Source organism: Ancylobacter dichloromethanicus (assembly GCF_018390645.1).
GTDB lineage: Bacteria > Pseudomonadota > Alphaproteobacteria > Rhizobiales > Xanthobacteraceae > Ancylobacter > Ancylobacter dichloromethanicus.
In genome coordinates, this window is record NZ_JAHBGC010000035.1 from 13020 (window position 1) to 34655 (window position 21636).

Annotated in this window: 16 protein-coding genes and 1 pseudogene; 7 read left to right on the forward strand and 10 right to left on the reverse strand. The window is 71.0% G+C overall.

Annotated elements, in window-relative coordinates; genetic code table 11:
* Positions 1–296 precede the first annotated feature (296 nt).
* From KHC23_RS16045 to KHC23_RS16060, 4 genes are all read left to right on the forward strand, one after another.
* The gene (locus tag KHC23_RS16045; RefSeq protein WP_213373668.1) at positions 297–1646 is read left to right on the forward strand and encodes a CE1 family esterase; all 1350 of its coding nucleotides are present in this window, start codon (positions 297–299) and stop codon (positions 1644–1646) included.
* Between the two features lie 335 nt (positions 1647–1981).
* The gene (locus tag KHC23_RS24780; RefSeq protein WP_213373669.1) at positions 1982–3922 is read left to right on the forward strand and encodes a M23 family metallopeptidase; all 1941 of its coding nucleotides are present in this window, start codon (positions 1982–1984) and stop codon (positions 3920–3922) included.
* A complete protein-coding gene (locus tag KHC23_RS16055) occupies positions 3922–4581 on the forward strand; it encodes an alpha/beta hydrolase (protein WP_213373670.1) in 660 nt (219 codons plus the stop codon). Before KHC23_RS24780 ends, KHC23_RS16055 begins: the two co-directional genes overlap by 1 nt.
* A 175-nt stretch (positions 4582–4756) precedes the next feature.
* A complete protein-coding gene (locus tag KHC23_RS16060; RefSeq protein WP_213373671.1) occupies positions 4757–5314 on the forward strand; it encodes an HNH endonuclease in 558 nt (185 codons plus the stop codon).
* 116 nt (positions 5315–5430) lie between these two features.
* Here KHC23_RS16060 and KHC23_RS16065 read toward each other — a convergent pair whose 3' ends face one another.
* A complete protein-coding gene (locus KHC23_RS16065) occupies positions 5431–5970 on the reverse strand; it encodes a disulfide bond formation protein B (protein ID WP_213373672.1) in 540 nt (179 codons plus the stop codon).
* Positions 5971–6091: 121 nt separating this feature from the next.
* The gene (locus tag KHC23_RS16070; RefSeq protein WP_213373673.1) at positions 6092–6943 is read right to left on the reverse strand and encodes an alpha/beta hydrolase; all 852 of its coding nucleotides are present in this window, start codon (positions 6941–6943) and stop codon (positions 6092–6094) included.
* A gap of 300 nt (positions 6944–7243) precedes the next feature.
* On the opposite strand from KHC23_RS16070, the gene KHC23_RS16075 reads away from it, so the two are divergent.
* Both KHC23_RS16075 and KHC23_RS16080 read left to right on the forward strand, forming a co-directional pair.
* Positions 7244–8335, forward strand: a complete 1092-nt coding sequence (locus tag KHC23_RS16075) for a FecCD family ABC transporter permease (RefSeq protein WP_213373674.1) — start codon at positions 7244–7246, stop codon at positions 8333–8335.
* Positions 8335–9114: an ABC transporter ATP-binding protein gene (locus tag KHC23_RS16080; RefSeq protein ID WP_213373675.1), complete on the forward strand. Its 780-nt coding sequence runs from the start codon at positions 8335–8337 to the stop codon at positions 9112–9114. The genes KHC23_RS16075 and KHC23_RS16080 overlap by 1 nt, the downstream gene beginning before the upstream one ends.
* On the opposite strand, the gene KHC23_RS16085 is transcribed toward KHC23_RS16080, so the two are convergent.
* From KHC23_RS16085 to KHC23_RS16120, 8 genes are all read right to left on the reverse strand, one after another.
* Positions 9115–9891, reverse strand: a complete 777-nt coding sequence (locus KHC23_RS16085; protein ID WP_213373676.1) for a 2,3-dihydro-2,3-dihydroxybenzoate dehydrogenase — start codon at positions 9889–9891, stop codon at positions 9115–9117.
* Positions 9873–13790: a non-ribosomal peptide synthetase gene (locus KHC23_RS16090; RefSeq protein ID WP_213373677.1), complete on the reverse strand. Its 3918-nt coding sequence runs from the start codon at positions 13788–13790 to the stop codon at positions 9873–9875. Before KHC23_RS16090 ends, KHC23_RS16085 begins: the two co-directional genes overlap by 19 nt.
* Before the next feature lie 4 nt (positions 13791–13794).
* The gene (locus KHC23_RS16095; protein WP_213373678.1) at positions 13795–14094 is read right to left on the reverse strand and encodes a phosphopantetheine-binding protein; all 300 of its coding nucleotides are present in this window, start codon (positions 14092–14094) and stop codon (positions 13795–13797) included.
* A complete protein-coding gene (locus KHC23_RS16100) occupies positions 14094–14747 on the reverse strand; it encodes an isochorismatase family protein (protein ID WP_213373679.1) in 654 nt (217 codons plus the stop codon). Before KHC23_RS16100 ends, KHC23_RS16095 begins: the two co-directional genes overlap by 1 nt.
* A gap of 1 nt (position 14748) precedes the next feature.
* Positions 14749–16374 (reverse strand): (2,3-dihydroxybenzoyl)adenylate synthase, encoded by a 1626-nt coding sequence (locus KHC23_RS16105; RefSeq protein ID WP_213373680.1) that lies wholly within the window; start codon positions 16372–16374, stop codon positions 14749–14751.
* Complete coding sequence (locus tag KHC23_RS16110; RefSeq protein WP_246544681.1) at positions 16371–17606, reverse strand: isochorismate synthase; 1236 nt, start codon at positions 17604–17606, stop codon at positions 16371–16373. The genes KHC23_RS16105 and KHC23_RS16110 overlap by 4 nt, the downstream gene beginning before the upstream one ends.
* Positions 17607–17647: 41 nt before the next feature.
* Entirely contained in the window at positions 17648–18790 is a 1143-nt protein-coding gene (locus KHC23_RS16115; protein ID WP_213373681.1) for a YncE family protein, read from the reverse strand.
* Positions 18791–18853: 63 nt separating this feature from the next.
* Positions 18854–19990 (reverse strand): ABC transporter substrate-binding protein, encoded by a 1137-nt coding sequence (locus tag KHC23_RS16120; RefSeq protein ID WP_213373682.1) that lies wholly within the window; start codon positions 19988–19990, stop codon positions 18854–18856.
* Positions 19991–20359: 369 nt separating this feature from the next.
* Here KHC23_RS16120 and KHC23_RS16125 point away from each other — a divergent pair.
* Positions 20360–21601: pseudogene (locus KHC23_RS16125) on the forward strand (UDP-glucose dehydrogenase family protein); the annotation flags it as partial.
* Positions 21602–21636 lie beyond the last annotated feature (35 nt).

Here is a 21636-nt window from a genome sequence, read left to right on the forward strand (position 1 = left end):
ATCACTCAGGAATATGTTGTGTGCGTAGCGGAAACGATTGCAGTTCGCAATCATTCCAATGGCGTTGTCTATCGTCCCTCCCGCAGCGCCCTGTTCCCGGTTGCGCCGCAGCAACCCCACCCTAGCCCATGGCCGGCGCAAGGGGCACCCCCCAATTCCGGGCCCAACGCCGGCACCGGCGCACCTCCGGGAATCCGGCGCTGACGGGCTGTTAACCATCTTCGCCTTTTAATTGACGGAAATCCGCCGTCAGTTGCGGTTCCCGCCGGACCCGCGCATTCGAGGTTGCGTCGTTCATGCATTTCGCGAAACCCAGCTGCCTGCTTGGCGCATTACTGGCGATGCTGGTCGTCTTCAGCAGCCTCGCCGCCGCCCCGGCCATGGCGCAGTCGCAGGATTCGGTGCGCACGCTGGCCTCCGGCGGCCTCACCCGCGAATATATCCTGCACATGCCGAAGAACGCCCCGCCCGGCCCGCGGCCGCTGGTGATCGCGGTGCACGGCGCCCTGCAGCCGGCCGGCATGATGCAACGCTATCTCGATCTCGACGCCGTCGCCGACCGCGAAGGCTTCGTCGTCGCCTATCCCAAGGGTCTCAACCTGCTGTGGAACGACGGGCGCAGTTCCATCGCCGGCTTCATCCCGCTGCTGCAGAAGCGCGACGATGGCAGGTTCATGGTCGACCTCTTGGACGCACTGGTCGCCGAGGGCATCGCCGACCCGTCCCGCGCCTATCTGATGGGCTTCTCCAATGGCGGCTTCCTCACCGCCTTCGTCGCCTGCCGCTATGCCGAGCGTTTCCAGGCCTATGCGACGATGATGATGACGGTGCCGGTCGGCTATGCCGAGAGCTGCCGGCCCTCGAAACCGGTGCCGATCCTGCTGATGAACGGTACCTATGATCCCATCGTGCCGATGTTCGGCCGCCCGACGCCGGGCGCCCGGCTGATGTCGGCCGACGCCACCGCCGCGCTGTTCGCCCGGCTCGACGGCTGCTCGGCACCCGAGCGCACCACCGCCCCGCATGCCCGCATCACCCGCTGGAACGATTGCGCCCCCGGCAGCGCGGTCGCCTATTACGAGATCGCCGGCGGCCACCAGCCGCCATCGCAATCGACCGACGCCGTCGATGCGCTGGCCTCGGTGCTGCTCGGCCCGCGCCGCAGCGGGCTCGACGCGCCGGAGGAGATCTGGTCCTTCTTCGAGCGCTTCGGCGGCACCGCGCCGGCCCCGGCAATGGAGATGGCCGGTCGGGCGCCGGTCATGCCGGCTTCGGCGTTTGCCTCGACCGGGCCGGCCCGGACCGAGCCGGCCTCCACCGCGCTGGCCATGGCGCCGGTCCCGCCCGCGCCCGCGGCGGCGCCTGCCCGGCCGATCCTGTCCGCGCCCACCTCGCTGGCCAGTGCCTGGCAGGGCATCGTGCCGGAAGCCGAACGCGCCCCGGCACCCCCTCCGCCGGCTCCGGCGGCGGCGACCGCCTCGCTCGACCGGCCGATCACGCCCGGAGCACCGATGCCGCGGCAGGCCGGGCTGGTGCCGGCCATGGCGGCGCAACCCGTTGCCGCGACACGGCTGGCACAGCTCCCGCTGGCGCCACCCCTGCCCCCGCCCTCGCCGCTGCGCAGCCGGGCGGCCAGCGCGCAATAAGCGCCTTCTCACCGGACCGCCATCCTTTTGCCGTGAGCCCCGGCTTTACATCGCCGCTTGCGGGCGGCGCCGATGTCGATTCGCTGGCGTGGCAGCTTGACGGGTGCGGCGGCCGGCGGCATCGTCGCCACCCATTCGCCATGGGGGTAATTAATAACCTCTGAGGCCGTGCCCTTCGGAAGCCATTGCCTCCCAAGGACGTGGCGGCCGCAAATCACCGCGTCCTCGGGCGCCAAGTTGAACACAAGTGCGCCCGCAGGTCCCGGACCCGGGGCGAGGCGCACATTGGGGGAAGGCGGGGAAGCCTGTTGGAGACGAGGCGCGGACTGGCAGGCGTGAGGCGCTCCCACCTCGCGGCATTCGACCTTGGCGACGAGCCCCCGCTCGGCGTCGATGGCGACGCCGAGGAGCCGATCAACCGCCGCCGCATCTCCATCCGCTGGCTCATGGCCACCCTGCTCACCGGCATTTGCGGCGCGGCCCTGATGGGCGGCGCGGTCTATGCCGCGCTCGACGGCGAATACCGCTTCGCCCAGTCGCCGGAAACCGTCCGCTCCGCCCTGCGCGGGGCGCTGGCCGCCGGCGAGCGCCCGTCCAATGTCGCCCGCAAGGGCGATCGCATGTCGATCCTGTCGGAAAGCTTCAGCGCCAAGCAGACGCTGCGGCTCTCGACCACGGCCAAGGAAGGCGACCGGGAGGTGATCCGGGTCCGCGCCGTCACCAAGGTGGCGACCAACCTCGCCCAGTCGATCACCGCCGCCTCGGTCGACGTGCCGCGCTTCAACCCCGCCAAGCTGATCGCCGAATCCACCAATGACGACAACGAGGCGGTGCAGGCCGAGCCGACCGGCGACCTCACCATCGTCCTGCGCGACATCGCCAGCCTGCCGCCGAGCACCAGATTCGCCGCCGAGCTGCCGATGGAAGACGTGCTGATGAAGGTGCGCGAGACCGCCGAGTTCAGCGTCCCGACCGCCGACAGCCGGGCCCCCGCCTTTCCCGGCCTCGGGGTGATGGCCTATGCCCCGGCCGGGCCGGCCGACCCGTTGAACACGCTTCAGCAGCGCGAGAACATCTCCTCGGTCGACAAATCCGCCGACGACGCCTCCGGCGGCAATGACTGGACCGAGCGCACCGTGGTCGCCAAGGCCGGCGACACCATCGCTTCCATCCTCATCGATCTCGGCGTGCCCGACGTCTCCGCCAACGGCGCCGCCAACGCCTTCGGCACGCGCGAGCTGGCGGGCAAGCTCACCCCCGGGCTGCGGCTGAAGATCCTGCTCGACAACGCCACCGAGGGCGCGATGCCGCTGCGCGTCGCGGTGTTCGGCGAGAACGGGCATCAGGGGACCGTGGCCCTGTCCGACAGCGGCAGGTTCCTGCCGGTGCAGGAGGCGAGCGACCTGCAGGTCGCCGACGTGGCGCCGGAGGACGGCGACGAGGACGGCGGCGGCGGCGGGCGCGGCATCACGCTCTATGACAGCATCTGGGAGACCGCGCTGCGCCACGAGGTGCCGCGCCCGGTCATCGAGAGCATGATCCGGGTCTATTCCTTCGACGTCGATTTCCTGCGCCGCGTGCGCGCCGGCGATTCCTTCGAGGTGCTGTTCGAGCCCGACGAGGCGGGCGGCGCCGGCGGCGTGCTCTATGCCGGCCTCACCGTCGGCGGCGAGGAACGGCGCTATTACCGTTACCAGACGCCGGATGACGGCCTTGTCGACTTCTATGACGATGACGGCAAGAGCGCGAAGAAATTCCTGGTCCGCAAGCCGATCTCCGGCGGCCAGCTGCGCTCCGGCTTCGGCATGCGCCGCCACCCGATCCTCGGCTATAGCCGCCTGCATTCGGGCGTGGACTGGGCCGACCGCACCGGCACGCCGATCTATGCCGCCGGCAACGGCGTCATCAAGAAGGCGGCCTGGACCTCCGGCTATGGCCGCCGCATCGAGATCCAGCACGCCAACGGCTATGTCACCACCTATTCGCACCAGTCCGGCTTCGCCAAGGGCATCCGCGAGGGCGTGCGCGTGCGCCAGGGCCAGCTCATCGGCTATATCGGCTCGACCGGCCTCTCCACCGGCGCCCACCTGCATTACGAGGTGCTGGTGAACGGGCGCTTCGTCGACCCGATGCGCATCCGCCTGCCGCGTGGCCGCGCGCTGGACGGGCGGATTCTGGCGAGCTTCGAGAAGGAGCGCGAGACCATCGACGCGCTGCTCAACCACAGCAATGCCGCACGGGTCGCCGCCAGCGCCCGCAGCGACGAAATCAACTGATGCTGGACGGCCCCCGCCTGGCCCCGCGCTCCGGCGGCCCCGCCACCTCGCTGGTGGTGCTGCTGCACGGCTACGGTGCCGACGGGCGCGACCTGATCGACCTCGGCGACTACTGGGCGCCGCTGCTCCCCGGCGCCGCCTTCGTCGCGCCCCACGCGCCCGAGCCACTTGCCGTCGCCCCGGTCGGCCGGCAATGGTTCGGCTATGTCGCGCGCGACGACCGCGAGCGCTGGGCCGGAGTGCAGAGCGCCCATGGCGCGCTCGATTCGTTCCTCGACGCCGAGCTTGCCCGGCTGAACCTGCCGGGTTCGCGCCTCGCTCTGGTCGGCTTCAGCCAGGGCACGATGATGGCCCTGCACACCGGGCTGCGGCGCCAGATGGCGCCGGCCGGCATCGTCGGTTTCTCCGGCATCCATGTCCTGCCACCCGCGCGCGCCCTCGCCGCATTCGACGCCGGGATCGTCGCCCGCCCGCCGGTGCTGCTCATTCACGGCGATCTCGACCAGGTGGTCCCGCCCGTGGCGCTGCCGCGCGCGGTGGAAAGCCTGCAGGGCCGGGGCATCGCGGTGCGGGCGCATCTGTCCAGCGGGCTGGCCCATGGCATTGACGGCACCGGCCTGGCCCTCGCCGGCAGTTTCCTCTCCGAAGTGCTGGCGTAAGCCGGCCCGCTTCCCGCACGTGCCGGCCACAGCCGCGGCTGTGGCATTCATGCCGCGCTGCGGCGGAATGCCGGCGGGCGCTTCACAACACTGACACGCACCATATACAGTATCGCCGTGCGTCACGCGGCGCCGACTCAGCGACCGTGCTGACGCTCCTGATTGGGAGCGAGCGTTGACGGCGACTTTGTCACCGGGTGCCTGGCCTGCCCTCGTGCTCAACGCCGATTACCGGCCGTTGAGCTATTACCCGCTGTCGGTCTGGGCGTGGCAGGACGCGATCAAGGCCGTGTTCCTCGACCGTGTGAACATCGTCGAATATTACGAGCGGCAGGTCTCCAGCGCGACCTTCCAGATGCGGCTGCCGAGCGTCGTGTCGCTGAAGACCTTCATCCGGCCGACGCGCCAGCCGGCCTTCACCCGCTTCAACGTGTTCCTGCGCGACCGCTTCACCTGCCAGTACTGCGATTCGCGCGAGGACCTCACCTTCGACCACGTCATCCCGCGCTCGCGCGGCGGGCAGACGACATGGGAGAACGTGGTCGCCGCCTGCTCGCCCTGCAATCTGCGCAAGGGCAGCATGATGCCGGCGGCCGCGCACATGATGCCGCGGCAGAAGCCATTCCAGCCGACCGTGTTCGACCTGCACCAGAACGGCCGCCACTTCCCGCCGAACTACCTGCACGACAGCTGGATGGACTATCTCTACTGGGACACCGAGCTGGACCCGTGAGCGGAGAAATCGTCACCCCGCAAGGGTCGCAGGCGGTCGCAGGCGCTGTCCGGGGTCGTCAGCAAGTGTCACGCGATCCCGGCTCTCGCTGCGCTCGGCCGGGATGACGGCGCCCCTCAGTCCTTCGCCGTCGCGCCCCACATCGCCACCACCACCAGCCCCGCCGCGATGAAGGCGTTGTAGCCGGCCAGCGACAGGCCGAAGAGCCGCCACGGCGCCTCGTCGCAGCGCACCACCCGGGCCTGCTGCAACTGGCCGAGCAGATTGCCGCCGCCGACCGCCGGCCCGGCGCCGGAGCAGGTCTCCGGTCCGGCCCACAAGCCCCATTCGACGCCGGCGTGATAGACCGCGAGATAGGTGCCGAGCGCCATCAGCATGCCGGCCAGCCCCAGCGCCACCCGCGCCGGCCCCGCCTTGCCGATGACCGCGCACAGCACACCGGCCAGCGCCACCGGCACGCCGACATAGTAGGGAATCCGCTGTTCGAGGCAGAGCGGGCACGGGGCCAGCCCGACCACGAGCTGAAAATACCAGGCGCCGGCCAGCGTGCCGGCGCCGATGGCGGCCACCACCAGGCCCGCCACGGCCTGTCGCCGGCGCACCGCCGGGGAGGAAGGAAGCGCGGCGCGGTGGGCAGCGGGCGGTGTGGCGGTCATGGGCGGTCCCGATCTCGATTGGTTCGCGCTAGAACTACAAGCTGGCCGGACGGGCGCCAATCACTTCGGCGCCATCCCTTTCAGCGTCGTTGCCTGCGCCGCCGTCTCGCGGCGGCCTCGCTCATTCCGGCGCATCACCCGCCGGCGCGCCAGCCAGCGCGAAGCGCAGCGCCCGCGCCATCGCCGCCGGCAGGATCGAGGCATGGTCCTCGCCCGCCAGCACTTCGAACTGCACCTCCGCGCCGGGCCCGAGCGCGTCCCGCGCCCGTGCGGCAAAGCCTTGCGCCCGGGCCACCATGCCCCGCCGCGCCCGCCGCGCCGCCATCTCGGCCGCCTCCGGCCGCGCCGCCTGCCAGGGGGCGAGCGCCTGCTCCCATTCGCCGACCATCATCGACAGGCGCGGCGGCACCACGCGCGGAAGCGCCAGCCCTTCGATGAGCCGCGCCTCGTCCCACCACAGCGAGGGGCTCACCGCGACATAGGAGCGGAAGGCGGCGCTGTCGCGCGCCATCACATCGAGCGTGAACCAGCCGGCGAGCGAATGGCCGAACAGCGTCTGCCGCGCCGGGTCCAGCGGCACCTCGCGCGCGATGTGCGGTTTCAGCACCTGCTCGATGAAGGCGAGGAAGGCGTCGCGCCCGCCGGTCGGCCGTTCGCCGGCCCGGCCGGCTTCGGCGCCCGGCCCCGTCGTATAGTCGAAAGTGCGCCGCGCCCGGGCATCCTCGCCCTCGCGATAGCCGATGCCGACCAGCACCGCCGGGCCGATGCCGGTCGCCGCCGGGCGCACCGCGCCGCGCCGCAGCACCTCCACGAAGGTGGCAAAGCCGGCATTGGCGTCGAGCATGAACAGGGCGGGGAACCCCGCCGCCGGCGCCTCCCCCGGCGGCCGGGCAAGAAAGATCCGCCACGGCGCCCCGCCGCCTTCGGGCGCGAGGTCGAACCATTCGGCATCGGGCAGGGTGACGGGATTCATCGGGAAAGCGCCGCGCGGGAAGGAAGCAGGAGGGAGACGATCAGGTCAGGCCGGGCGTGCCCGGTGCTCCACGTCTTGCCCCAATGGGCCCCCGGCGCCAAGCCCCGGCTTCAAGGTCGCTCTCTCCCTCTCCCCGCGGGGAGAGATGAAAAGGGGGAAGTCGGCCCCTCCGCCCGCCCCCGCCACAGGCGGCCCACCACAATGGAACCGTTCCAGAATTTTCCTTGACCCAGCAGGAACTTGACCCTCCTCCGCGGCTCATGCAGAACCCCTTGGTGCCGCACGGCCGCTGGAGACAGGATGAGCCCGCCCTCTGCCCCACCCGATGCCGGAACGGCGGCCCCATCCGTGCCCCATGAAGGCGAACGCGCGGCCTATGCGCGCCTCGTGCGCCGGCGCATCCTCCTCGTCGCCACGCTCGGCGCGCTGATGGTGGTGGCGCTCTTGTTCGACATCGCCACCGGCCCCTCCAACCTGCCGCTCGCCGACGTGGTGTCCGGCCTCTTCGACCCCGCCGGCCTCGATGCCCCCTCCCGCGTCATCATCTGGGAGGTGCGGCTGCCCTATGCGCTGATGGCGGTGCTGGTGGGAGCGGCGCTGGCTCTCGCCGGGGCGGAGATGCAGACCATCCTCAACAACCCGCTGGCGAGCCCGTTCACGCTGGGCGTGTCCTCCGCCGCCTCCTTCGGCGCGGCGCTGGCGCTGGTGCTGGGGGTGAGCCTGCCGGTCGTACCGGCGGAATGGAACCTGCCGGCCTTCGCCTTCATCTTCGCCCTCGGCTCGGTGCTGATGCTGCAGGCGATGGCCAATCTGCGCGGCACCGGGGTGGAGACGCTGGTGCTGTTCGGCATCGCGCTGGTGTTCACCTTCAACGCGCTGGTGGCGCTGGTGCAGTATGTCGCCAGCCAGGAGGCGCTGCAGCAACTGGTGTTCTGGAGCATGGGCAGCCTGTCGCGCGCCACATGGGGCAAGCTCGGCGTGCTGGCGCTGGTCACCGCCGCCGTCGTGCCGTTTTCGCTCGCCGCCTCCTGGCGGATGACGGCGCTGCGGCTCGGCGAGGACCGGGCGCGTTCCTTCGGCATCTCGGTCCGGCGGCTGCGCTTCTTCTCGCTGCTGCGGGTGAGCCTGCTGGCCGCCACCTCGGTCGCCTTTGTCGGCACCATCGGCTTCATCGGCCTGGTCGCCCCGCACATCGCCCGCATGCTGGTCGGCGAGGACCACCGTTTCTTCCTGCCCGCCTCGCTGCTGGCCGGCGCGGTCATCATGTCGCTGGCCTCCGTCGGCTCGAAGCTCATCGTGCCCGGCGCGCTGCTGCCGGTCGGCATCGTCACCGCGCTGATCGGCGTGCCGTTCTTCATGGCGCTCATCTTCGCCCGGCGGGAGCGGCTGTGATGGCGCCGCGTCTCGCCATCGAGGGGCTGTCGGTCGGCTATGGCCGGCGCCGCATCATCGAGGACCTGACCCTCCCGGCGATTTCCGGCGGCGGCGTCACCGCGCTGATCGGGCCGAACGCGGCCGGCAAGACCACCCTGCTGCGCGCGCTCGCCGGGCTGGTGCCGGCGAGGGGCTCGATCCGCCTCGACGACACCGAACTCACCGGCCTGTCCGTCGCCGGCCATGCCCGCCATGTCACCTACATGCCGCAGGCACTGCCGCAGCGCGTGGCGCTCACCGTGTTCGAGGCGACGCTCTCGGCGCTGATGTCGGCACGCGACGAGACGCTTTCCACCGCCGGAGCGCAGGCCCGCGCCTTCGCGACACTGGAGCGGCTCGGCATTGCCGATCTCGCCCTGCGCGGGCTGGACGAGCTCTCCGGCGGCCAGCGCCAGCTCGCCAGCCTCGCCCAGTCCATCGTGCGCGAGCCGACCGTGCTTTTGCTCGACGAGCCGACCAGCGCGCTCGACATCCACCACCAGATGCGGGTGATGCAACTGGTCGAGGAACTGGCGCGCGAACGCTCCATCATCGTGATCATCGTGCTGCACGACATCGCCCAGGCCGCCCGCTACGCCCGCCGTATCGTGGTGCTGGAGCGCGGCGCGGTCGCCGCCGACGGCCCGCCGGGCGCGGCGATCACGCCGGAGACGCTGGCCCGCGTCTACCGGGTCGAGGCCCGCGTCGAGCGCTGTTCGCAGGGTTTCCTGCAGGTGATCGTCGACCGGGCGGTGTGATCACCCCCTGAGCGTGGCGCCGCCATCGACATAGAGGTCGGCCATGGTGACATGGCCGGCGCGCGCCGAGAGCAGGAACAGCACCGCGTCGGCGATGTCGTCCGGGGTCGCCAGCTTGGCCAGCGGGATGCCGGCCTTGAAGGTTTCCAGCGTCCCCGCGATCACCCGCGCCGCGCCGTGCTCGTCCGCCCACATGCCGGTCTGCATCGGGGTCAGGGTCGAGCCGGGCGCGACGATGTTGCAGCGTATGCCGTGCGGCGCCAGTTCCAGCCCGAGGCAGCGGGTGAACATGGTCGCCGCCGCCTTGGAGGCGGCATAGGCCGCCATGGCGTGGCGCGGAATGCCGGCGGCGTTGGACGACACCACCACCATCGCCCCGCGCTTGCGCGGCTGCATCACCCGCGCCACCGCCCGGCCGACCCGGAACACGCCGGTGGCGTTGATGTCGAGCACCCGCTCCCACTCGGCGTCGGAAAGGCTGGTCACCGGTTCATGGGACAGCACCCCGGCCACATGGGCCAGCAGGTCGATCGGGCCAATGTCGCCCTCGATGCGCGCCACCAGCGCATCCACCGCCTCGCTGGAGCGCACGTCGAGCAAGGCCGGGATGACGGCGGCGCCCAACTCGTTCGCCAGCGTACTCACCCCCGCCTCGTCGCGATCGGTGGCGACGACGCGCACGCCCTCCGCCACCAATTGGCGCACCACGGCCGTACCGATGCCGCCGGCCGCGCCGGTCACCAGCGCGATCTTGTCCCTCAGACCGCTGTCGCGCATGCCGCCTCCTCCCGCTGTTCGACCGATTCCAGCGCCCGCGCCAGCACCGGGGCGATGACCTGCACCGCCTCCGGTCCGGTGAGATGGGCGTGGAGCGCGGAAATGTCCGTCACCTCGACCGACCCGGCATAAGGCCGCCACTGCGCCGGAGACAAGTCCCGGCCCGCATGGTCCAGTGCAGCGCGGAAATGCAGCACCGGGCCTTCATAGCGGCGATGGAAATGGCCGCGCACCAGCCGGTTATTGCCCGCCACCACCCGCACCACGCCGTCGAGTGCCGCGTCGGGCAATTGGCCCAGAGGGCTGTCGGAGGCGCGCAGGAAAGCGAGCACCGAGGGCCGCGTCAGCGCCAGCGCCGGAAGCCGGTCGGGGTCGTGGCCGGCAATGGCGAGCAGCGCCTTCAAGGCCCCGTCCTCGCCCGGGTCCGGCTCGCCGCGCCAGACATCGCAGGGGTAGGAATCCAGCATCGCCACCACGCCCACCTCGGCACCGATCTCGGCCAGCCGAACCGCCATCGCCTGGGCGAGAATGCCGCCGACCGACCAGCCGAGCAGGTGATAGGGTCCGTGCGGGCGCACCGCGCGGATGCGCTCGACATACTCCGCCGCCAGTTGCTCCAGGCTCGCCGGTGGGGCGATGCCCGGCGCCAGCGCCGGCGCCTGAACGCCATACACGGTGCGGCGGGGGACCAGCGCCCGCGCCAGCCGCCCGTAACACCAGGAGATGCCGCCCGCCGGGTGAAGGACGAAAAGCGGCGGCAGGTCGGGCCCGCCTTCCAGCAGGGTGATCAGCGGGGCCAGCCCCAGATCCTCCGCCGGCGCCTCGGCGTCGAGCAGCCGGGCGAAGCCCTCCACGGTCGGCTGGGCGAACAGAGCGCCGAGGCCGGGATCGCGCCCGAACGCCTCCCGCACCCGCAGCAGCAGCGCCACGGCGCCGAGCGAATCCCCGCCCAGCGAGAAGAAATCGTCCTCCGCCGCCACCGGCGCGTCGAGCTTGAGCTGTTCGGCGAACAGCGCGGCGACCCTTCGCTCGCCCGGCGTCGCCGGCAAACGGCCTCCGCGGCCGGCGAAGTCCGGTGCCGGCAAAGCCCCGCGGTCGAGCTTGCCATTGGCGTTCACCGGCAGCGCGTCGAGCCTCACGAAAGCGGCGGGCACCATGTAGTCCGGCACCCGGGCGGCGACCTCCGCCTTGAGCGCGGCAAGCTCGGCGCCCGGCTCGGCCACCACATAGGCGACGATCCGCGTCGTGCCGCCATCCTCGCGCGCCAGAATGGCCGCCTGCCGCACGCGGCCGGATGCCATCACCGCCGCCTCGATCTCGCCGAGCTCGATGCGCAGCCCGCGTATCTTCACCTGGTGGTCGGAGCGGCCGAGAAACACCACCGCCCCGTCCGGTCGCCACAGCGCGAGATCGCCGGTGGCGTAGATCCGCTCGCCGGGCCTGAACGGGTCGGGCCGGAAGCGCTCCCGGGTCAGATCCGGCCGGCCCAGATAGCCCTGCGCCAGTTGCACGCCGCCGAGAAAGAGATGCCCCGGCACGCCGGGCGGCTGCGGCCGGTCCATCTCGTCCAGCACGTAAAGCCGCGTGTTCCACACCGGAAAGCCGATCGGCACCGGGCGGGATCGGTCCTCGGGCCCGGCCGGCCAGTAGCTCACATCGACCGCCGCTTCGGTCGGGCCGTAGAGATTGTGCAGCTCGGCGCGCAATGTGCGGTGGAAGCGGTCGCGCAGATCGGCCGGAAGTTCCTCGCCCGAGCAGAACACGCGGGTGAGCGCGAGGCCCCTGGCGGCCGGCTCGGCGAGAAACGCCGCCAGCATGGAGGGCACGAAATGCGCCGTGGTGATGCCCTCCTCTGCGATGATCCGCGCCAGCGCGACAGGGTCGCGATGCGCCTCCGGCGGGGCGATCACCAGACAGGCCCCCGCCATCAAGGGCAGGAAGAACTCCCACACCGAGACGTCGAAGCTCGCCGGTGTCTTCTGCAGGATGCGGTCGGCGGGCGTGAATCCATAATGCGCCCGCATCCATTCCACCCGGTTGACGATGGCGCGGTGGCCGATGACGACCCCCTTGGGCTCGCCGGTCGAGCCGGAGGTGTAGATCACATAGGCCGCGTCCTCGGGCGCCGGGCCGTCGATCCCCGCCCCGGTCGGCACGACCGGCCAGTCGCCGGGGGCGAGCACCTCGACCTTGCCGTCGAAGCGGTGGGTATCCTCGGCCCGTGCCAGCACATGGCGCGGTTGCGCCGAGGCGAGGATGCGGGCGAGCCGCGCATCGGGCTGGGCGAGGTCCAGCGGCAGATAGGCGAGCCCCGCCCGCAGCACCGCGACCAGCGCCACCACCAGCTCCAGCGAGCGCGGCAGCGCCACCGCGACGATGCCGCTCTCGCCCGCGGCCACAAGCCGTTCCGCCAGCGCCCGGCTCCGCGCGTCCAGCGTCGCATAATCCATTTCTTCGCCGGCAAAGCGAAGGGCCGGCGCGTGCGGCACCTCCCGCATCCGCGTCTCGATCAGCGCCGCCAGCGTGGTGTCGGGCACGGCGTGGTCGGTGGCGTTGAGCTCGAACAGGTGCCGGCGCGCCTCCTCAGGCGTCGCGGTCGGCACGTCGTCCAGCGTCTCCGCCGCGCTCGCCGCCGCGAGGAACTGCGCCAGCCTTGCGGCATGCGCCGCCACCTCTTCGGCGGAGTAGAGGTCCGGATTGGCGTCGACCTCCAGCCGCAGCCCGTCCGTGCCGTGCAGGCGGAAGGTGAAGGTGATGTCCTCCACCGGCCCGGTCGACAGCACGTCCAGCCGGCTTTCCAGCCCCTCGAAGCGCGGCGTCTCGTCGAAGGGCAGCAGGTTGATCAGCGGCCCGTGCAGCCGGCGCTGGCCGCCCACCAGCCGCAGGTCGCGCCGCAACTGCTCGGAGCGGTAGCGCCCGTGCCGGCGCGCCCGCGTGAGGCTCTTCGCCACCGCGCCGAGATAGTCGTCGATCCCGCCCCTCTCGGGCATCGCGACGCGCAGCGGCAGCACGTTCATCAGCATTGCCGGCACCCGCGCCGCCGCGCTGCCGAGCCGCGCCATGAACGGTACCCCGACCACCACCTCCGGCGTGCCGGTGTGGCGCCCGACATAGGCCGCCGCCAGCGCCGTCACCACGTCCGGCCAGGGGATGGCGGTGCGCTCGGCGCTTCCCCGCACTCGCGCGAACGTTGCCGCGTCGATCTCCACCGCGCGGCGGTGGAAGCGTGGCGCGCTCACCGGCGCGCCGGCGGCGAGGCCCGCCACCTCCGGCCGGTCCGCGAACAGCTCGCGCCAATAGGCGCCGTCGGTCGCCCTTTTGCCGGAAGCGCGATAGGCGGCATCCTCCGCGAACGCGGCGGCCATGCCCGGCAGCGGCGCGCCGGGGTCGCTCGCGCGGCGGTGGGCATTGTAGAGTTCGGCGACCCGCTGGGTGAGCAGGATCATCCCGTAGCCGTCAATGGCGAGGTGATGAATGCGCTGCTGCCAGACATGGCGCTGCGGCCCCAGCACGAACAGCCGCTCGGCGGCGAGCTTCTCGCGGGTCGGGTCGATCGGCCTCGCCATGTCGCGGGCGATCTCCGCCTGCGCGGCGGCCATCGGGTCGCCCGCCCGGGAAACGTCGATCACCTCCAGCACCGGACGCTGCGCGGGGTCGAGCACCTGCACCGGCCCTGCCGGCGCGTCGATCATCCGCAGCGCGAGGGCATCCGCCTCCGCCACGGCCTGTGCCAGAGCCGCCTCGAAGGCGTCGCGGTCGAACGGCCCGGTCAGCGCGATGGACTGGCCGGTGTTGAACAGGGGGTTGGAAGGGTCGAGCCGCTGCGCGTACCACAGGCCGGACTGCGCCTCGGTGAGCGGATGCGCCTCGGGGGGAGGCTGCGCGCCGGCCTCGCTCATCGCGTCAGCCGCCCTGCAGCGGTGGACGGGCGCGCTGGCGTGCGTCGACCAGCGCCCACCAGCCATCCAGCGTCGGGTTCTCGGCGAAGTGCGCGAATTCGAGGTCCAGCCCGCCTTCGCTCCACAGCAGCACCAGATTCATTGCCCGCATCGAATCGAGGCCGAGGTCGATCAGGCTGTCGCCGCCGCCGATTTCCTCGGGGTCCTCGTGCAGCATCTTCGCGATGTCCGCGCGCATGGTCTCGCGCGTCACCGGCGCGGCCGGGGTGACGATCCGGCGGATGTCGGCGGGCTCGATGGCCATCACAGCACCTCCAGTATCTGCGCGCTCGTCAGCGGCACACCGCAGACCTCCGCGACATAGGACAGGGCGTGGTCGTGCCGGGCGCGGGAGAAATCCGCCAGCGCGTCGGCGGCCATGAACGGCTCGATGTCGCGCATGAAGGCGTCGGCGGCGGTGAGCGTGCAGCCGATATGCGCGTAGACGCCGCAGATGATAAGCTGGTCGCGCCCGCGTGCGCGCAGCAACGTTTCCAGGTTCGAGCGCTGGAATGCGCTGTAGCGGTGCTTCACCAATGTGTGGTCGCCCGGCTGCGGCGCGAGCGCGGCGAGAATCGGCTGGTGCTCGGCCGCCCCGCTCATGCCCGGGCCCCACAGGTCGGCCTGCAAACCCCGGTCGCGCCGGTCCTGGTCGCCCTCCTGCGCGGTGTAGAACACCGGCACCCCAGCCGCGCGGGCGGCCGCCGCCAGCGCCGCGATATTGGCCACCGCCGGCGCCAGCGGCGAAGCATCGGGCGTGAAGACGCGCAGGAAATAGTTCTGCATGTCGTGGATCAGCAGGCCCGCCCGGTCGCGCTCCAGCTTCCACGGCGCGCGCGGCGCGGGCAGTTCGTCGGCGCGCGGCAGCTCGTAGGGGGCAATGGTCGGCAGTCCCTTGGCGGTACCCTTCACGCTCATGTCAGCCCTCCGCCTGTGCCAGGAAGCGCCGGCGCAGGCTGGCGCGCAGCTCCTTGCGCGAGACCTTGCCGACCGCCGTGGTCTCGAAACCGTCGACGAACACGATCTGGTCCGGCACCTTGAAATCGGCAAGGCCGCGCGTGCGCATCCACGCCTTCAGCGCCGCCGCCTTCGGCTTGTCCCCTTGCGCGATAATGAAGGCGCAGGAGCGCTCACCGAGGAAATCGTCCGGCAGCGAGACCACGGCGGCGTCGAACACATTGGGATGGCCGAGCAGATGTTCCTCGATCTCCTCGGCGGAAATCTTCTCGCCGGCCCGGTTGATATGGTCGCTGGCCCGGCCCTGCACCACGAGATAACCCTCCGGCGTGCGCTTCACCACGTCGCCGGTGCGGTAGAATCCGTCGGGCGTGAAGGCGCGGGCATTGGCGCCGTCATTATTGTGATAGGCGCGGATCGTGTAGGGCCCGCGCGTCAGCAGATGGCCCGCCTCGCCCTCACGTACCGGGAGGCCCTCATCGTCCAGGATGAGAACCTCGTCGTCCGGGCTGATCGGGCGTCCCTGGGTGGAGACGATGACCTCCTCCGGGTCGTCGAGGCGGGTATAGTTCACTAGCCCCTCGGCCATGCCGAACACCTGCTGCAAGGTGCAGCCGAGCACGGGCTTCACCCGGCGGGCGGATTCGGTGAGGAACTTCGCCCCTCCCACCTGCAGCACCCGAAGCGAGGACAGGTCGTGCGCGGTCGAAGGCGCCGCCTGCAGCCAGAGCAGGGCGAGCGGCGGCACCAGCCCGGTGATGGTCACGCCTTCGCGCGCGATCAGCGGAAAGGCGGCTTCCGGGCTCGGCGAAGGGGCGAGCACCACGCGGGCCCCGGCATAGAGCGCGCCGAACACGCCGGGCGAACTCATCGGGAAATTATGCGCCACCGGCAGCGCCGCGAGATAAACGCTTTCCGGCGTCAGGCCGCAGATCTCGGCGCTGGCCCGGAAGGAATAGATGTAGTCGTCATGGGTGCGCGGGATCAGCTTGGACAAGCCCGTCGACCCCCCGGAAATCTGCAGGAAGGCGGCCTCGGAGGGATCGGCATCGAGCGGCAGTTCGATGGCCGAGCCGTCGGGAAGCGTGTCGAGCGCGGTGAACGGTCCGCCCTCGCCGACAACCACCACATGCGCCACCGCCGGCACCTCGCGCTGCACCTCCTGCGCCAGCGGGCGATAATCGAACCCGTCATGCCGGTCAGCGACGATGTAGCCGCGCGCCTCGGCGCTGCGGGCGAAATGGATGATCTCCACGCTCCGGTGCGCCGGCAGCGCATAGACCGGCACCAGCCGGGCGCGGAACAGGCCGAACACCACGGAAAGGAACTCGGCGATGTTGGGAAGCTGCACCACCACCCGGTCGCCCGGCCTCAGCCCCAGCGCCAGCAGGCCGCGCGCGGTCGTCTCGGCCCGCGCCTCCAGCTCGGCGAAGCTCCAGCGCCGCTCCCCGCCGACCACGGCGAGGCGGTCCGGCCATTCGCCCGCGCGGGCGCGCAGAAACGAGGTGAAGGTCTCGCCCCGCCAATAGCCCTTCTCGCGGTAGCGGGTCGCGAATGCCTCCGGCCAGGTCTGTTGAAGCGGTATCACGCGTCAGTCTCCGTCAGCGGGCGGCCCTGTTCGTCAATGCCCAAAGCGGTGAGCAGGGCGGCGAACTTGGCCGAGGTCTCCTCGCCCTCCGCCGCCGGGTCGGAGCCGGCGACGATGCCGGCGCCGGCGTAGAGCCGCGCGGTGCGCCCGGCAAGCTCGGCACAGCGTATCGCCACATGCCAGTCGCCGTCGCCGGACGCCGCGCACCAGCCGACCGCGCCGGCGTAGAAGCCGCGCTCATAGCCTTCCAGCGTGGCGATGGCGCGGGCGGCCGGCGCGCGCGGCGTGCCGCACACCGCCGGAGTCGGGTGCAGCAGCACGGCGAGGTCGAGCGCCGATAGCGAGGCATCGCGCAGCCGCCCGGCGATCGGCGTGCCGAGATGCCACATGCTGGCGGTGGAGGTCAGCGCGGGTTCGCCGGGCGCGGTAAGTTCGGCGCAATGTGGCGCCAACTGGTCGAGAATGGCGGTGACGACCTCGCGGTGCTCGCGACGGTCCTTGTCGGAGGCGCGCAGCGCCTCGGCCGCGGCACGGTCGGCCCCCGGCTCCGGCGAACGGCGGGCGGAACCGGCGAGCGGGTGCGAGAACACCTGCGCCCCGCGCCTCGACACCAGCAGTTCCGGCGTCGCTCCGACCAGCGCGCGCGGTGCCGTACTGGACGGCAGCGGCACGCAGAAGGCGGTAACGCTCAGGTCCTGCGCCAGCGCCCGCAGCAGCGCCTGGGCGTCGACCGGCCGGTCCGCGGTAAGCTTCAGGCTGCGCGAGAGCACGATCTTGCGCAAACCGTCCTCGCCGCGCGCCATCTGCGCCAGTGCTGCGGCTACCGCGTCGCGATAGGCGGCGAGCGAAGGTTCCGGCGTTACCTGCCAGCGCGCCGGCGCGCCCGCCTCCGGCCGTACCAGTGCGGGCGGGGGGAAGGCCGCGGCGAAGCCGGCGCGGCCGGGCCGGCGCGACAGTTCGGCCGGCCGGTAGAGATGGACCGGCGCCTCCGCCGCGAAGGGCAGCGCGCCGACCACGACGGCCGGAGCGTCCGCCGGCGTGTCGAGCAGGCGCCGCGCCCGTTCCCCAAGCGGTTCGGGCCCGGCGCCGACAAGGCCGGCGCAGCCCCGCCCGACAAGCGTTTCCTCGCCGGAAACCAGCGCGAACGGCAGGGCGGGAGCGAAGGCCGCCTGCTTCGCGGCCGCCTTCCCCGCGCCATCGCGCATGCGCATCGCTCCGTGGGAAACACTCATGAGGATGGGCTCCGGCTCTCGCCGATCGGGGGTTGCGCCGATCAGGGCGTGATGAGGGTGACGGTGTCGCCATAGGGGTCGACCATCGGCACCGGACGCGGGCGCGGTGCCGCGGCGGCCGGCACCGAGGCCGGCTGGGCTCCCGGCGTGGCGCCGGCCGGCGGCGCGGCCGGGCGCGGGGGACGGCCGGCGCTCTTGAGCTTGTTGGAGACATAGGCGTTGCCGCTGGCGGCATCGACCGCGACGGTCTGCGGCATCGAGCCGGTGACGATGTTCGCGATCGGCTCCAGCGTCTTGGTGTCGACCAGCGAGGTGAAGCCGGCCTGCCGGTTGGTGACGTAGAGCAGGCTGCGCTGCGGGTCGATGGCGAGGCCCAGGGCGCCGGCGCCGGTGGGGATCTTCTTGATGAGCTTGCCGTCCTGCGCGTCCAGCACCGTCACGTCGCCGGACCCCTGATTGGCGACGAACACCTGGTCGCCGGAGGCGTCGTAGACGAGGTTGATCGACCCCTCCCCGCCCGAGGGGAAGCGGTTGGTCACCTTCTTGGTGGCGAGGTCCACCACCACCACTTCATTGGCCTGCAGCGCCGAGAGGAACAGGCGGTTGTTCTTCGCGTCGAGCGAAATGCCGGCAATGCCGCCGACGAGGTCGTCGATGCTGTCAACGATCGCCTTCTTGGCGCCGTCGACGATCCACACCGCGCTCGGCGTGTCGCGCATGCCGAGCACCGTCACATAGGCGCGGTCGGCGGCCTCGTCGACGGCAACCTCGCGCACATGCGCCTTCTCGCCCTTGGTCAACCTGGCTACCACCTTGCCGGAGGCGAGGTCGATCATCGCCAGCGAGCCGTCGCGGGTCTGGGTACCGTAGAGCGTCTTGGTCTTGTTGTTGATGCCGAGGCCGAACACCGGGTCGTCGCCGAGCGCGATCGTCTCCTTGGTCTCCAGCGTCTTGGGGTCGAGCGCGTAGACGAAGGTCTCGTTGGCCCCGCGGGTGCCGGCGGCGGCGACGTAGACGCGGTTCATCGGCGCGCTGAAAACGAGTTCGTAGAGGCCCGCGCCGGGCTTCACCGTCTTGACGAATTCAGGGTCGGCGAGGGCCGCCCCGGCAAGGCCGAGCAGCGCGACGGAAGCGAGGGCGAGGGCACGCAGGCGGGGCCGGGCAAAAGTCGCGTCGATCGGCATGACGTTTCTCCGTTGATGATGGCTGAAGGTTCGCGACGGCGCCGCCCCCGGCGGGCGACCCCGTCAGTCGAGGCTTATCCAGTTGGGCCCCTCGACCGGCACGGCGAGGAAGCGTTCATTGACCTCCGCCACCGTCCGGTCGACGTCGAGCGCGGCGAAGCGTTCGGGGTGGATCCATTTCGCCAGGATCTCGACCGTGAACAGGTCGAGCGGCGAGTTGAGCATCTGGTGCGACAGGCCGTGCACCCGGTGGTCGCGCACGGCGGCAAGATCGGAAAAGCCCGGCCGGGCGACGACCCGCGCCAGCGTCTCGCGCGCCCGCTCGGCGCTGTATTCGGGCCCGATCAGCAGCCCGGCGGTGCCTTCCATGTGGCTGCCGCCGGTGGCGATATAGACTTGCGGGTCCTGGGCGATGACGTATTCGAGATTCAGCTTGCCGAAGGCACGCGGGATCACCGCCGCGCCGATATTGGTGCCGCCCACCGCCTCGATGATGTCGCCGACATTGCCGCGCCCCGGCGAGTTGCAGCAGTCGGCCGTCATCGCGGCATGCGGCTCCAGGAACACGCGCGGGCGTTCGTCCTTCGCCAGCCCGTCGAGCTTGGCCCGCACCGCATCGAGGCGCTCACGGCGGAAGGCGAGGAAATCCCGCGCCTGCGCCGCCCGCCCGGTCGCCTCCCCCAGCAGGGTCAGGCTCGGTTCGAGATTGGTCAGCGGGTGGGTGAAGAAGTCGATCACCACCACCGGAATGCCCGCCGCCTCGATGCGCGCGCGCTCCTCCGGCGTGGGCTGCGCGCCCAGCGAGAACACGGCGAGGTCCGGACGGGCCGCCACCACCTGCTCCACCGACAGCGCGCCGGCGGAACTCGCCACCTTGGCGAGTTGGTCGATCGCCGGGAACTTCGCCCGGTAGGCCTCATAAGTATGCGTGCCGATTCGGTTGATGTCGCGCGGCCAGGCGGCAAGCACGCTCACCGGGTCACGATGGATGAGCGCCAGCGCGATGAGAAAGCGCCCATCGTCGATGAGCAGCCGATGCGCCGGCGCCGCCAGCGTCACCTCGCGCCCGGTCACGTCCGTCAGCGCGATCTCTGCCCGCGCGGGCAGAGACGACGTGAGGAGAATAACGGCCAATGCCGCCGCCCATCCCGCAATGCGGCGGGCCAGTACGGCACTGGCGGCACGGAAACGGCGAGGCATGGGCGAAAAACACCGGAGAGAGAGGCAAACACCGCCGCCTAATCCCTCCGCAGCGCCCGATCTGTCAACTAAAGATTTCGTAATTGCTTGTTTTTAATTAGTCTAATTTAGTCATTTCTCGCCGGCACATCTCTGTTTTACTTAAAGTCACTCCGGACGTCTTGACGTCGCGTCATCACAGTGCCGTGCGGTCCGGCGCCGCGAAGGGGGCGAATGTCGCCCAACCGACGCAAAAGCCTGCGAATCTCAGCCTCCGCAACCGTGCGCGGCACCTTGCCTCTCGAAAAGCCGCGCACAATTGGCTAAAGGGCATGGTGGCTCCCCGCCGGTAACCGGAGCCACCGCCGTCAACCGCAGTGAGAGTCACCCATGCGCGTCGCGATGATCGGTACAGGCTATGTCGGCCTGGTCTCCGGCACCTGCTTTTCCGATTTCGGCCACGACGTCACCTGCGTCGACATGGACGTCTCGAAGATCGAGCGCCTGAAGGCGGGCATCATGCCGATCTTCGAGCCGGGCCTCGACGAACTGGTCGCCCGCAACGTCGCCGGCGGCCGGCTGCGCTTCACCACCGATCTTGCCGAGGCGGTGGCCGAGGCGGAAGTGGTGTTCATCGCGGTCGGCACGCCCTCGCGGCGCGGCGACGGGCACGCCGACCTGTCCTACGTCCATGCCGCCGCGCGCGAGATCGCCCGCGCGGCAAACGGCTTCACCGTCGTCGTCACCAAGTCGACCGTGCCGGTGGGCACCGGCGCCGATCTCGAACACATCATCCGCGAGGCGACCCCGGAGGCCGACATCGCGGTCGTCTCCAACCCGGAATTCCTGCGCGAGGGCGCGGCGATCGAGGATTTCAAGCGGCCCGACCGCATCGTCGTCGGCACCGACGATCCGCGCGCCCGCGAGGTGATGAAGGCGCTCTACCGCCCGCTCTCGCTCAACGCGGCGCCGCTGCTGTTCACCGAGCGCGCCAATGCCGAGCTGATCAAATATGCCTCGAACGCCTTCCTGGCGATGAAGATCACCTTCATCAACGAACTGGCCGATCTGTGCGAGAAGGTCGGCGGCGACGTGCAGGAAGTGGCACGCGGCATCGGCCTCGATCGCCGCATCGGCCCGAAATTCCTGCATGCCGGGCCGGGCTATGGCGGCTCCTGCTTTCCCAAGGACACGCTGGCCCTGACCCGCACCGCGCAGGAGGCCGGCACGCCGATCCGCCTCATCGAGACCGTCGCCACGGTGAACGAGACCCGCAAGGCCGCCATGGGCCGCAAGGTGCTGGAGGCGCTGAGCGTTCCCCCGCGCGGCGCCACCGTCGCGGTGCTCGGCCTGACCTTCAAGCCCAACACCGACGACATGCGCGACAGCCCGGCCATCAACATCATCCAGTCGCTGGTCGACCGCGGCGTGAAGATCCGCGCCTATGACCCGGTCGGCATGGAAGAGGCGCGCAAGGTCCTTCCCGACGCCGTCATGTACGCCACCGGCCCCTATGAATGCGCCGAGGGCGCCGACTGCCTCGTCATCGTCACCGAATGGGACGCCTTCCGCGCGCTCGACCTCGACCGCCTCAAGGCCCAGTTGCGCACCCCTGTTACACGAAGGATCAGGTGAGACCGTAGGGCTTTGGCGGGATCAGCCGGGAA